This is a genomic window from Demequina mangrovi, assembly GCF_000759715.1.
GTDB classification, from domain to species: Bacteria; Actinomycetota; Actinomycetes; order Actinomycetales; family Demequinaceae; genus Demequina; species Demequina mangrovi.
Window position 1 is genome coordinate 225,578 of the sequence record NZ_BBLU01000001.1, and the last position, 12,735, is coordinate 238,312.

Genomic DNA, 12,735 nt, shown 5'->3' on the forward strand with positions numbered 1-12,735 from the left:
CAGGGGGTATCAACCGCGGGGATGGTCGAGCAGCCTGCGGAGGGTCACCACCACGCCGTGATCGGTGTTGGCCGGCGCGGTGAAGCGTGCCCGCGCCGCCACGTCCGGGTGCGCGTTGGCCATTGCGAAGGAGAGCTCGGCCGCGTCGATCATCTCGAGGTCGTTGAGGTAGTCGCCGAACACCACCGTCTGCGCGGGCGTCACGCCGAGCGCCTCCTGGAGCGCCCGGACCGCGACCCCCTTGTCCACGTCGGCCCGCATCACGTCGATCCAGTGCCGGTCCGACACCACCACCTTGAGCTCGCCGGCGAGGTGGGCGAGCGCAGGCGCGGTGTCGTGCGCCGCGTCGCCGAAGTCGTAGATCGCGACCTTGAGGATGTCGTCCTCGACGTCGTCGAGGTCCTCGACCTTGTCGAGCGCGGCATAGTAGGGCTCGCACTTGGCGAGGAAGGCGGCGTCGGTGCGCTCGACGTACGCCGAACGCCTGCCGCACACCACCACGCCGACGTCGTGGCCCCGCGCTGCGTGCGCCCGCACCGTGCCGACGATCTCGCCCACCGCCGCGTCGGGCAGGGGCGAGACCGAGACCTCGTCGGCCCCGTCGCGGACGTAGGCGCCGTTCTCCGCGATCACGACGAGCCCGTCTCCGAGCCGGGCGAACTGCCGGGCGAGCGTCGCGTGCTGGCGTCCCGAGGCGGGCGCGAAGAGGATGCCCCGCTCCTTCATCCGCGTCACCAGGGGCCACAGCGCCTCGGGGATCCGCTTCGCCGCGTCCAGCAGCGTGCCGTCCATGTCGCACACCACCAGGCGGATGTCGTGGGGTCCGTCCGGCACATGGAACGCGTCGTGATGGGTCATCGTCTCTCCTGCTCGGAACCGCGTTCCAGCCTACCGGTGACCGGACCGGGCGCCGCGCCGACGGGCGCCGCGGGTCAAGCGGTGGTCAAGGGCGCCTCCGAAGACCGCTAGATTCCTCGCCAAGGGGGTGCGTCGCCTCCGGAGCGGGGGGCAGCCATGGAGGCACCGGTCATCGGTGTGACGTCGTACGTCGAGGAGGCCAGCAGCGGTCCCTGGCACGACCAGCGGTCGGTCTGGCTCCCGGACTCCTATGTCGCGCCGCTGCGTGCCGCGGGCGCCATCACCGCGGTCCTCCCCGAGCAGGACCCGGAGCTCGCGGCCGCGGCGCTCGCTCGCGTCGACGCGCTCTACCTCACCGGCGGCTACGACGTGGATCCCGCGCTCTACGGCGCCGAGCCGCACGCGGAGACCGATGCGCCTCGTCCGGCCCGCGACGCGTGGGAGATCGCTCTGGTCCGGGCCGCATGCGAGGCACGCATGCCGGTCCTCGGCGTGTGCCGCGGCGCTCAGCTGCTCAACGTCGCCCGCGGGGGCACGCTCCACCAGCACGTCCCGGACGTCGTGGGCCATCACGACTATCAGATGGGCGACGCGATCTTCCGCGATCTCGGCGTGAGCGTGCTGCCCGAGACCGCCCTCGCGTCGCTCCACCCCCTCGAGTGCGAGGTGCCGGTCTATCACCACCAGGCGATCGACCGCGTGGGCGACGGCCTGGTCGTGTCGGCTCGGAGCGTCCACGGGCTCATCGAGGCCGTGGAGGACCCCTCGCGGGCGTTCTGCCTGGGCCTCCAGTGGCACCCCGAGCTCGACGGCCTCACCGCGGTGTGGGAGGGCTTCGTCGCGGCGGCCCGGGCGTACGCGACGCGCTAGGCGCCGCGCGCCCCGCTCCCCCGGCTCCTCACAGGCTCAGCGCGATCCGCGCCGCCGCATCGAACTGCGTCTCCCGCTCCTCCGCCGTCATGCTCTCGCCCGTCACCAGGTGGTCCGAGACGGTCACCACGGCGAGCGTCCGGATCCGCTCCGCGGCGCCGACCGCGTAGAGCGCCGCCGCCTCCATCTCGACGGCCAGGGTGCCGTGCGCGGTGAGCGCCGCGCTCAGCTCCGGCCGCTCGAGGTAGAAGTGGTCCGAGGTGAAGACGGCGCCCGCGTGGACCGCGGCGTCCCCCTCGAGCCGCTCCGCCGCCTCGATCGCCGCACGCGCGAGGCCGAAGTCGGCGAGGTGGCTGAAGTGCACGCCGGGGATCCGGCTCGCGGTCATGCCGGAGTCGGTGTGCGCACCCGTCGCGATGATGACGTCGCGCACCACCACGTCGGTGCTCATGCCGCCGGCGGTCCCGACGCGCACGATCTGCTCGACGCCGTACTCGCGCGCGAGCTCGGTCGCGTAGATGGTGATCGACGGGCCGCCCATGCCCGAGGCCATGGCGGTCACGGGTCGACCCTCCCAGGTGCCGGTGAAGCCGAGGACGCCCCGGACATCGGTCACCAGCTCGGCGTCCTCGAGGTAGTCCGTGGCGATGCGCTCGGCGCGGCGGGGGTCGCCGGGCATGATGACGCGAGGGGCGATCTCACCGCGCTCGGCGCGGATGTGCGGAGTAGGCATGACGCCACCCTAGGCCGTCGGCTACGCCGGCGGCGGCGCCGAGCCCTCCGTGCGCTCGGCCCGCTCCAGCGCGAGGAAGTCCTCCACGTCGGCGGCCGTCGGGATCGAGGCGGACGATCCGGGCCGCTGCTGTGCGAGGGCCCCCGCGGCGGAGGCGCGGGCCGCGGACTCGTCGAGCGTGGCGCCCGTCGCGAGCCCCGCCGCGAGCGCCCCGCAGAACGTATCGGTCACCGCGGACATGTCGAGACCGTGGACGATGTGCGCCGGCAGGGTGCGCACGCCGGAGGCGTCCGCGAGAACGGTCTCGCGGGCCTCGGTCAGCACCGCGACGGCCGGCACGCGTGTGCTCAGCGCGCGGGCGGTCTCCTCGGGGCGCGACGCGTCGGTCCCCGCGATCGACGCCGCGAGAGAGGCCTCCGCGACGAGCACGTCTACCTCTCCGAGAAGCGCGTCCGCTCCCTCCGTCTGGGGTGCGGCGTTGAGCACCACGGTGCCGCCCGAGGCGCGCACGATGCCGGCCGCCCGACCGGATCCCTCGAGCGCCGTCTCGAGCTGGATCAGGAGCACGCTGGTCCGCCTCAGCACGTGGACAGCGCGGTCCGAGAGCTCGTCGAGGAGGGCGTTGGCACCCGGCAGCTCGATCACGGTGATCTGCCCGCCCGCGTCCAGCGCGATGAGCGCCGCGCCCGTGGCGGCGCCGTCGACCTCGTCCACGCACGGCTCCACGCCGGACTCCGCGAGGCAGCGCTGGAGCATCACGCCGTGGTCGTCCGTGCCGATCGCCCCGATGAAGCAGGTGCGCGCGCCCATGCGCGCCGCCGCGACCGCCTGGTTGAGGCCGATCCCGCCCGCCCCCATCTCGAGGTCGTGCGCGACCGTCGCGGTGCCCCGCATCGGCGGCTCGTCGACGAGCACCCTGAGATCCGCGTTGGCGCTGCCGAGCACGGTGACGTCGCGTTGCACTAGCCCTCCTGTGGTGCGGACGCGCCTCGTCGCGCGCCCTGCGGGGGTCCGTCCTTGGACCCTAGGCCCGGCGCCCCGGTGCCGCAACGCGGCGCGCCGCGCCGTCCGCCCGGGTGCGTCCGAGCCGCGATACTGGGGCGGTGAGCACCCTGCGCAGCGTCCTGTCCCCCGTCCCGCCGACGTCCGAGAGCCCCACGGTGGCGGTGCTGCTGCACGGCTTCGGCTCTCACGAGCACGACCTCGCGGGCCTCGCCGGGTGGCTGCCGACGGGCCTGCCGTGGGCGTCTCTGCGCGCCCCGCTCGAGATGGGCTACGGCGGCGCCGCGTGGTTCCCGCTGTCCCCCGACGGCGGGATGGATCAGGCGGCCATCGCGGCCGCGACCGACGCGGTCTGGGCATGGGTCGACGCGCACCTCGGCGCCGACGCGCGCATCGTGCCGGTCGGCTTCTCGCAGGGAGGCCTCATGGCGCTGCAGCTGCTGCGGACCCGCCCCGCCCGGGTGCTGGCCCCCGTGGTGCTCGCGGGCTTCGTCCCTCACGAGGGTCAGGCCGCCGATGAGGTGCTCGCGGCGTCCCGCCCCGCGGTCTTCTGGGGTCGTGGAGACGCGGACCCGGTGATCTGGCCCGACGCGATCGCCCGCACGCGAGGGTTCCTCGACTCCCACGCCACGGTCGAGGCCCACGTCTACCCAGGGCTCGGGCACTCCATCACCGAGGAGGAGATGGAGGACGTGCGCACGTTCCTCGGCGCGCAGCTGCGCGGTTGACGGCTCCGCGCTCCTGGGCTTCCCTGGAGCGCAGGGGGTCGTCCACCGTCGGGCGACGGGGAGGACCGCACATGTCACCGCACGAGCTCGCCACGGCCGACGAATGGGCGGAGCACGTGCTCTCCGCCGCGCTGGGCGCCATGGACACCCTCGCGATCCACCTGGGCGACCGGCTCGGCTGGTACCGCGCCCTCGCGGACCAGGGCCCGCTGTCCGCGACCGCGCTCGCGGAGCGCACCGGCACCGACACGCGCTACGCGCACGAATGGCTCGCCCACCAGGCGGCGGCAGGCATGGTGACCGCGGACGAGCACGACGGCGTCCGCGTCTTCTCGCTCCCTGACGGCGCGGCGGAGGCGCTCACCGACGGGGGCTCGCTCGCGTACGTCTCTCCCCTGGCACGCATGCTGGCGGCCGCCGCGTCGCAGATGCCCGCGCTGCTCGACGCGTACCGCACCGGCGGCGGCGTGAGCTGGGCCGATCTCGGCGACGATGCGCGGTGGGCCCAGGCCGACATCAACCGACCGTGGTTCGAGACGATGCTCGCGCCCTCCGTCGCGGCGGTGCCCGAGCTGCACGACGTGCTCGGGAGGCCCGACGCCCGCATCGCCGACGTCGCGTGCGGCGCGGGCTGGTCCGCCATCGCGCTGGCCCGGGCGTACCCGACGGCGCGGATCATCGGCATCGACGTCGACGAGCCGTCGGTGGCGCGGGCCCGGGAGCACGTCCGGGCGGCCGGTCTGGAGGACCGCGTCGAGGTGGTGCACGCCGACGGCGAGAGCCTCGGCGGTCCGTTCGACGCCGCGTTCATCTTCGAGGCGCTGCACGACATGCCGCAGCCCGTCGCGGTGCTCTCCGCGGTCCGGGAGGCCGTCAGCCCCGACGGCGCGGTCGTGGTGATGGACGAGGCGGTGGCCGACGAGCCGGCGGAGCCCGGCGACCTGGTCGAGCGGCTCATGTACGGCTACTCGCTCCTCGTGTGCCTGCCGGACAGCATGTCGAGCACCCCCACCGCGGCGACCGGCACGGTGATGCGCGAGCCCGTGCTGCGCGGTTATGCGACCGAGGCCGGCTTCACCGATGTGTCGGTACTCCCCATCGAGGACTTCGCCTTCTTCCGGTTCTACCGGCTGCATCACTGACGCGGCGCGACCTCGTCGAGCATCTCGAGGAGCCATCCCGCGCCCCTCACGGCGGCGGCGCCGTCGAGACGCGCCGCCAGCCCCCGGTCCGACGTCACCACCGTGACCCGTGCACCCGCCGCGCCCAGCGACCGTGCCTGCGCCACGATCTCGTCGTCTCCCGCACCCGGCGCCGCCACCGTCTCGACCCCGTCGCGGGGCTGCGCGCCACGCGCCTGCCCCTCGACCACCGCGATGATGCGGGGGAACCAGGCGTCGAGCCCGAGGCCGAGCCTGTCGGACGCGACCCCGGCGGTCCGCAGCCGTGCGAGGCGACCGAGGAGCCGCTCGGCGGCGCCCCGGCGATCCCTCCACCAGCCGTCGGGCACCGAGCCCACGACGTTCGCCATGTCGACCACGACCACGGGGTGCTCGCGCAGCGCCTCCTGCAGAAGCGGCCACGAGGCGCCGAAGCCCGGGTGCAGAGGGAGATCCGCGACGCGGTCCACGGGCACCCACGCGAGCGCGAGGCTCTCCGCGTCCGCGGCGACCGGCTCGAACGGCGAGGCGACGTCAGCGACGAGCGTCGTGTAGGTCCAGACGTCGTGGTCGAGGAGGTGCGTGGCCCTCGGCAGCAGCGCACCGGCGGGGACCTGCGCCTCCTCCGCCGCCTCCCGCAGCGCGCCGTCGAGCGGCCCCTCGCCCCGGTGGAGGGCGCCGCCGGGGATCCCCCACGTGTCGCCGTGATGGCTCCAGGCGGCGCGGTGCTGCAGCAGCACGCCGCGCTCGGCGTCATGCGCGAGCAGGCCCGCGGCCCCGAAGGCGCCCCAGTAGCGCGTGCCGTCGGCCGCGTACGCCCAGTTGTCGCCCGGGTCGCGGCCGGGATGCAGCGGCGGCGGCGTGGTCACGCGACGCGCCCCGCCCGCGCCCGCCGCGCAGCCTCCTCGACGAGGCTCACGTCCTCGGGGTCGGACAGCGTGGCGAGCGCCCGCCGCTCGGCGCGGACGGACGCCTGCCGGAGGGTCTCGACCTCAGCGGGAGCGGCGACGAGCGCGAGGCCCCCGAGCACCCGCTGCACGCGCAGCGCCACCTCGACGATGCCCGCGCCGTCCCGCGCGATGGGCCGGATGCCGTCCTCGACCAGGTCGGCGAAGCCCACGGCCGCCAGATGCACGCGAGGATGGTCGTCGTCCTCGACCCGCTCGGTGACGAGGTACGCGGTGAGCACGCGCTGGATGGCGTGGAGCGCCTCGACCGCGGTGCCCGGATCGTTGGTGGACGGCGAGAGCGCCCGGCTGCCGATCTCGCCGAGCGCGATGAGCCCCAGCCGGGGGTCCTGCTCGTACGTGCGGTGCCGCTCGACCACGAACGCGCGCCTGACCCGCGCCGCGGCCTCGTCGCTCCGGGTGCCGCCGACCCGTGCGATCTCCTCGCCGCGTGCCACGAGGGCGCCCGCACGGACGCGCACGTGCACGGTCCCGGCGACCTCCTCGGCGGCCGCGGACAGCGTGTCCATGTCGATCCGCGTCACCACTCCGGACAGCTCCGCGCGCACGGCCCACGCCTCCGGGGGCACGTCGACGGGCGGGCGCCCTCCGAGGTGAGGCGCGCGCGCCGCGTCGGTCACCGTGCTGCAGGCGGCGGACTCGACGCGGTCGAGGACGTCCGCCATCCGGCCGAAGGTGACGAGGTGCTGGATCCATCGCAGGAGCGTGATCACCACGATCGCGATCACCGCGAGGGTGCCCGCGTAGAGGACGATGCGCCCGTCCTCGCCGTAGTAGCCCGTCGACAGCGCCGCGATGCCGACGATCGCGAAGACGAAAGCGCCCAGGAAGGTCGACAGGGCGCGCTGCGAGGTCTGGTCCTCGATGAGGAGCTGCGTCGCGCGCGGAGTCGACACGGTCGACGCGGAGGCGTACGTCGACACCATGACCGTGAGCGAGAAGGTGGTGACGGCGAGCATCGAGGTCGCGAGGATCTGGAGGAGGCCCTGCACGGATCCCTGGCCCAGGTCGACGGTCACCAGCTCGGCGAGCCACGCGCCCCATGTGCCCGCGAGGAGCGCCAGGAGCACCGCCCCGACGGCGAACAACGCGAGACGGAACCAGACGCGCCTGCGCAGCCGCTCCATCACCAGGCGCCATCCCTGCCGCTCCACGGCTCCACCTCCCGCCCCTTCCGGTCCCCATCCTGCCGGGCGGCCGGGCCTGCCGGGAAGCGACGTGCCGATGCGATGATGGACGCATGCCCACTCTTCACGACTTCTCCGCGACCATGCTCGACGGCGAGGAGCGCGCGCTCGCCGACTACGCCGGCCAGGTGGTGCTGGTGGTCAACACCGCGTCCAAGTGCGGGCTCACACCCCAGTTCGAGGGCCTCGAGGCGCTCCATCGCGAGCTGTCGGGCGAGGGCCTCACCGTGCTGGGCTTCCCCTGCGGACAGTTCGCCGGCCAGGAGCTCGACACCGCCGAGGAGATCGGCGAGTTCTGCTCCCGCAACTACGGGGTCTCGTTCCCGATGTTCGCGAGGATCGACGTCAACGGCCGTGGCACGCATCCGCTCTACCGCTGGCTCAAGGCCGAGACCCGGGGCGTGACCGGCGGGCGCATCAAGTGGAACTTCACCAAGTTCCTCGTCGGCCGCGACGGCCGGATCATCAAGCGCTACGCCCCCACCACGGAGCCCGCCGCGATCGCGGATGACGTGCGGCGCGCGCTCGGCGCGACGGTCTAGCCGAAGTAGCGGCCAGGACGGTGGTTGATCGCCACCACGAGGTTGAGCAGCACGCCGCCGATGACCGACACCAGCAGGATCCGCCACTCGACCAGCGCCACCGAGGCCGCGAGCACGCACGCGTCGAGCGCGAGCTGGACGTAGCCGGCGCGCCAGCCGCGCGTCTGCTGGAGCCACTGGGCCAGGATCCCGAAGCCGCCGGCGCTCGCGCCGTGACGGAAGAGCACGATCATGCCGGTGCCCACCGCGAGGCCGGCGAAGATCGCGGCGTACAGGGGCTGCAGCGAGGAGACGTCGATGAAGTGCGGGTGGAGCCCCACGCCGACGGAGATGAGCCCCACGGCTATGAGCGTCTTCACGGTGAAGCCCCACCCGAGACGCTTCACCGCGAGCCAGTAGAACGGCAGGTTGATCACGAAGTACACGAGCCCGAGCGACCAGCCGGTCACGTAGCTGGTGAGGAACGAGACGCCCGCGAGGCCGCCGGTGACGCCGTCGATCGCGTTGAGCAGGTACATGCCCCAGGACATGAGGAAGGCGCCCGTGGGGATCGCGAGCACGTCCTCCCAGATGGCGTGGGGCTTGATCTCGACGGGAGGCTCGACGACGGTCACGGTGCTGCTCCAGGTGGCGCGGATGGGGCACGGGGCCCTGACGGACGATGCGGGGCCGGTTCAGCTCCGGGCTCGCGCGGCGATCCGGTCGCCTTCGGCCGCCAAGGAGGGTACCGCATCGTCCGTCGGGACCCGGGTCACCGCCCACCCGGCGACAGCGGCGAGCACCCCGGGGACGCACAGCGCGAGGCCCACCCACGTGGGAGCGAGGTAGCCCCATCCGGCGGCGATCACCGCGCCGCCGAGGAAAGCGCCGAGGCTGTTGCCGAGGTTGAGCGCGGAGTGGTTCACCGCCGCGGCGATGGTCTGGCTGTCGCCCGCGACGTCCATGAGCCTGGTCTGGATCGCCGGCGAGATGGCGGCCGCGGTGGCACCCACGAGGAAGAGCCCCGCGAGCAGTCCGGGCACCGTGCTCGCCGTGAGGGCGAGGAGCAGCAGCGCCCCGGCGAACGCGCCGAAGAGGCGGAACACGGCGGGCATGGCGCCGGCGTCCGCCATCCTCCCGCCGACCACGTTGCCCGCGGTCATGCCGAGCCCGAGCACGATGAGCGCGAGGGGCACGAAGCCCTCCGCGGTGCCGGTCACCTCGGTCGCGAGCGGGGACACGTACGAGTACACCGCGAAGAACCCGCCGAAGCCCAACGCGCCCGTCGCCAGGGCGAACCAGACGGCGGGCCGGCCGAAGGCCGCGAGCTCGCGACGCACCGTCGCCGCCGGATCGCCGGGCGAGCGCGGCACCAGCAGCGCGATCGCCGCCGTGGTGAGCGCGAAGATCCCCGCGACGCCCAGGTAGGCGAGGCGCCAGCCGGCCTGCTGGCCGACCCACGTGATCACGGGCACGCCCACGACGTTGGCGATCGTGAGCCCGGACAGGACGAACGCGACGGCGCGGCCGCGCCTGCCCGGCCCCATGAGGTCCGCCGCGGCGAGGGCCGCGACGCCGAAGTACGCGCCGTGCGGCAGGCCCGCGAGCACGCGCGCCGCGACCACCGTCTCGAAGGTGGGCGCCAGGGCGGAGGCGGCCGTGCCGAGTGTGAAGGCCACCGCGAGGACGGTGAGCAGCGCCTTGCGCGGATATCTCGCCGAGACGGCCGCGATCGTGGGGGCGCCGATGACGACGCCGATCGCGTAGGCGGAGATCACGATGCCCGCGCGGGCGATCGCGGCGTCCGGGTCGTACGCGTACAGGTCGGGCAGCAGGTCGCGCGCGATGTCGGGCAGCAGGCCCATCGCCACGAACTCGGTGGTGCCGATGCCGAAGCCTCCGAGGGCGAGGGCGAGCAGGGCCAGGCGCGTGCGCGCGGGGCTGAGCGAGGTCATGGGGCGCCGATCTGTGATGAGCTGACGAGACCGCTCATCGTCGAGCGCGTGGACGTTCAGTCAACCATCCCGACCGCCCCGCGCATTCCGCGCGGCGCGATCAATCGCGCAGGATCGCCGCGCCCAGCCACGCCTCGGGGATGCCCAGCCCCTCGACGAGCGCCAGCGCGTGGGGACGCAACTCGCGGCACAGGGCGTCGATCTGGTCGCCGATGACCTTGGAGCGTGCGGTGGTCATCCTGCTGTGCTCGAGGAACCAGGCGCGGTCCTCCGCGATGCTGGAGAGCGCGTAGAGCGAGCACGTGGTCTCGAGCACGGCGCGCGCCTCCGGATCCTCGCAGGCGTCGATCAGGGCGACGAATGCCGCGAGCGTCACGCGCTCCATGTGCGCCCGGGCGACGAACTGCACGTGCGGGCCCAGACGGTTGAAGGCCTCGAAGCCGTCTCCCCCGCTCTTCGCGGCGGAACGCATGCGGCGCGCGAGCGACTCGAGCGAGTGGCGCTCCCGCTCCTCGAACATCAGGGCGTGCCAGCCGCGGTCGACGAGCGTCGTCTCGTCGGGACGCCGGCGCGCGGTCGCGGCGAGGCGCTCGAGCATGAGACCGGCGGACGTGCGTTCCATCACCATGCCGCCGACGGCCCGCGTGGTCGCCTGGACCACGCCGGTGCGGTCGAGCGCGCTCCAGGCCTGCTTGTAGTCGGTGAGCAGCGCCTTGGCCACCAGCTGCATGAGGACGGTGTTGTCGCCCTCGAAGGTCGCGAAGATGTCGACGTCGCCGCGCAGCGCGGTGAGCTCGTTCTCGCTGAGGTATCCCGCTCCCCCGCAGGCCTCGCGCGCCGCCTGGACCGCGGTGTTGGCGAACCAGGTCTGCATCGACTTGAGCCCGGCCGCGAACGTCTCGAGCTCGCGCTGCTCGCGCTCGGTGCTCGGGTCCTCGCCCTGAACATGCGCCATCGCCTCGATGAGCTGGTTCTGGGCCGCGCCGAAGGCGTAGGAGCGCGCGAGCAGCGGCAGCAGGCGTCGCTGGTGCACCACGTAGTCGAGCAGCAGCACTCCGTCGGGGCGTCCCGGGGCCGCGAACTGCCGCCGGCGCAGCGCGTGCCGGGTCGCGATCGACAGCGCGCGGCGCGCGGCCATCGCCCCGCCGCCGCCCACGCAGACGCGCCCGCGCACGAGCGTGCCGAGCATCGTGAAGAAGCGTCGGCCGGGGTCCGCGATGGGCGACGTGTAGGCGCCCTCGTCGGTGATGCCGCCGTACTTGTCGAGCAGCATCCGCCGGGGCACGCGGACCCGGTCGAAGCGCAGCGTGCCATTGTCGATCCCGAGCAGACCGCCCTTGTGCCCATGGTCGCCTACGGTGACCCCGGGGAGGGTCGCGCCCCGCTCGTCGCGGAGGGGCACCAGCACGGTGTGAACGCCGTGCCGCTCGCCGTCGACGACCAGCTGGCCGAAGACCGCCGCCATGCGGCCGTCCCGCGCGGCGTTCCCGATGTACGCCTTGGTCGCGCCGGGGGTCGGCGAGTGCACCTCGAGCTCGTCGGTCTCCGGGAGGTAGGTGATCGTGGTCTCGAGGCTCGCGACGTCCGAGCCGTGGCCCAGCTCCGTCATGGCGAAGCATCCGAGCAGCTCCATGGTGGTGACACCGGGCAGGAAGGCGTCGTGGTGCCAGTCCGTGCCGAGGTTCATGATCGCGCCGCCGAAGAGCCCGAACTGCACGCCTGACTTGATGGTGACCGACAGGTCGCACGCGGCGAGCGTCTCGAAGGTGAGCGCCGCCTCGAGCGGGTCGCCGTGCCCGCCCGCGCGATCCGGGACGCCCGCGGAGCCGAAGCCCGCGGCCTGGAGCTCCTGGAGACGCGCGAGCGTCCAGTCCCGCGACGCCTCGACGTCGAGATCCACGGGACGCAGGGCGCCCTCGGCCGGGAACGTCGCGCGCGCCACGGCGCGCTGGGCGGCGTAGGGTCCGTCGAGCGCCACGCGGAGCGCCGCGCCCATCGTGGTGAGGCGCTCGTGCGCGATCGGGGACTGGTCGGTCAACGTCATTGTTGCTCCTTCGGTCGGGTCAGGGGGTGAGCGCGCCGGTGAAGCCCGGCGCGAAGATCGCGGTGATGTGGCTGACGACGGCCTCGCGCGGGGGTCGGGGGTCGGCGTCCATCCACTGGTCGGCGGCGGCGCGGATGAAGCCGACGAGGCCGTGACCCCAGATCGCCGCGGACGCCGGATCGGCGCCCGTGCGGGTGAGGTGCTCGCCGATGGCGGCGGACACGTGACGGCCCATGATCGCGGGCAGGTTGCCCGCGGGATCGGGAGCACCGGAAGGGGTCACGACGGGCACGGCGAGCACGAAGCGGTAGATGTGAGGGTCCCGCTCCACCAGGCCCAGGTACGCGTCCGCGAGGTCGCCGGCCATGCGTCCGAGGTCCTCGGTGTCCGTGAGCTCGAGCGCGGTGGTGAGGCCGTCGTGGATGTACGCGTGCACGGACTCCACCACCGCCGCGTACAGGCCCGCGCGGTCGCCGAAGTGCCGGTACAGCACCGTCTTCGAGGTGCCCGCCCTTGACGCGATCTCCTCGAGCGCGACGCCGGGCCCGTGGACCCTGATGGCGCGCAGCGCGTGGGAGACCAGCTCGCGTCGCCTGTCGGCGCGGTGCTGCTCCCACCTGGTAGCGCGGCCATCGGAGGGCATAACCGGACTATATCCAGTACCGGCGGTATCTGCTACCTTCGGTACCGGATAACCACCGGATCTACG

At 73.6% G+C, this 12,735-nt stretch carries 13 protein-coding genes; 4 read left to right on the forward strand and 9 right to left on the reverse strand.

All coding sequences use genetic code 11. From position 1 onward, the window contains the following. Positions 1-9: 9 nt before the first annotated feature. Positions 10-858, reverse strand: coding sequence for an HAD family hydrolase (locus tag TR42_RS01065; protein ID WP_042212198.1), 849 nt, complete (start codon positions 856-858; stop codon positions 10-12). Positions 859-1,014: 156 nt separating this feature from the next. Here TR42_RS01065 and TR42_RS01070 point away from each other — a divergent pair, with 156 nt between their 5' ends. Next, positions 1,015-1,728, forward strand: coding sequence for a gamma-glutamyl-gamma-aminobutyrate hydrolase family protein (locus TR42_RS01070; protein ID WP_042212200.1), 714 nt, complete (start codon positions 1,015-1,017; stop codon positions 1,726-1,728). A 28-nt stretch (positions 1,729-1,756) separates the two neighbouring features. Here TR42_RS01070 and deoD read toward each other — a convergent pair whose 3' ends face one another. Then, a complete protein-coding gene (gene deoD / locus TR42_RS01075) occupies positions 1,757-2,461 on the reverse strand; it encodes a purine-nucleoside phosphorylase (RefSeq protein WP_042212202.1) in 705 nt (234 codons plus the stop codon). A gap of 21 nt (positions 2,462-2,482) precedes the next feature. Further along, entirely contained in the window at positions 2,483-3,424 is a 942-nt protein-coding gene (locus TR42_RS01080) for a PfkB family carbohydrate kinase (protein ID WP_042212203.1), read from the reverse strand. A gap of 140 nt (positions 3,425-3,564) precedes the next feature. On the opposite strand from TR42_RS01080, the gene TR42_RS01085 reads away from it, so the two are divergent. Continuing rightward, positions 3,565-4,191, forward strand: a complete 627-nt coding sequence (locus tag TR42_RS01085; protein WP_052405482.1) for an alpha/beta hydrolase — start codon at positions 3,565-3,567, stop codon at positions 4,189-4,191. 71 nt (positions 4,192-4,262) lie between these two features. After that, positions 4,263-5,333, forward strand: a complete 1,071-nt coding sequence (locus tag TR42_RS01090; protein ID WP_042212206.1) for a class I SAM-dependent methyltransferase — start codon at positions 4,263-4,265, stop codon at positions 5,331-5,333. Here the strand turns inward: TR42_RS01090 and TR42_RS01095 are convergent. Both TR42_RS01095 and TR42_RS01100 read right to left on the reverse strand, forming a co-directional pair. Continuing rightward, positions 5,327-6,220 carry an NUDIX domain-containing protein gene (locus tag TR42_RS01095; RefSeq protein ID WP_042212208.1) on the reverse strand — a complete coding sequence of 298 codons (894 nt, stop codon included), beginning with the start codon at positions 6,218-6,220 and terminating at the stop codon, positions 5,327-5,329. The genes TR42_RS01090 and TR42_RS01095 overlap by 7 nt on opposite strands. Next, positions 6,217-7,473 carry a DUF2254 domain-containing protein gene (locus tag TR42_RS01100; RefSeq protein WP_052405483.1) on the reverse strand — a complete coding sequence of 419 codons (1,257 nt, stop codon included), beginning with the start codon at positions 7,471-7,473 and terminating at the stop codon, positions 6,217-6,219. Before TR42_RS01100 ends, TR42_RS01095 begins: the two co-directional genes overlap by 4 nt. An 86-nt stretch (positions 7,474-7,559) precedes the next feature. Here TR42_RS01100 and TR42_RS01105 point away from each other — a divergent pair, with 86 nt between their 5' ends. Further along, complete coding sequence (locus TR42_RS01105) at positions 7,560-8,048, forward strand: glutathione peroxidase (RefSeq protein ID WP_042212209.1); 489 nt, start codon at positions 7,560-7,562, stop codon at positions 8,046-8,048. Here the strand turns inward: TR42_RS01105 and TR42_RS01110 are convergent. The 4 genes from TR42_RS01110 to TR42_RS01125 all read right to left on the reverse strand — a co-directional run bounded on the left by TR42_RS01110 (position 8,045) and on the right by TR42_RS01125 (position 12,669). Beyond that, positions 8,045-8,662, reverse strand: a complete 618-nt coding sequence (locus TR42_RS01110; protein WP_042212212.1) for a YitT family protein — start codon at positions 8,660-8,662, stop codon at positions 8,045-8,047. The two genes, TR42_RS01105 and TR42_RS01110, sit on opposite strands and share 4 nt — an antisense overlap. A gap of 60 nt (positions 8,663-8,722) precedes the next feature. Next, entirely contained in the window at positions 8,723-9,982 is a 1,260-nt protein-coding gene (locus TR42_RS01115) for an MFS transporter (RefSeq protein WP_042212214.1), read from the reverse strand. A gap of 100 nt (positions 9,983-10,082) precedes the next feature. After that, positions 10,083-12,026: an acyl-CoA dehydrogenase family protein gene (locus tag TR42_RS01120; RefSeq protein WP_052405484.1), complete on the reverse strand. Its 1,944-nt coding sequence runs from the start codon at positions 12,024-12,026 to the stop codon at positions 10,083-10,085. A 19-nt stretch (positions 12,027-12,045) separates the two neighbouring features. Then, the gene (locus TR42_RS01125; protein ID WP_042212216.1) at positions 12,046-12,669 is read right to left on the reverse strand and encodes a TetR/AcrR family transcriptional regulator; all 624 of its coding nucleotides are present in this window, start codon (positions 12,667-12,669) and stop codon (positions 12,046-12,048) included. Between the last annotated feature and the right edge of the window lie 66 nt (positions 12,670-12,735).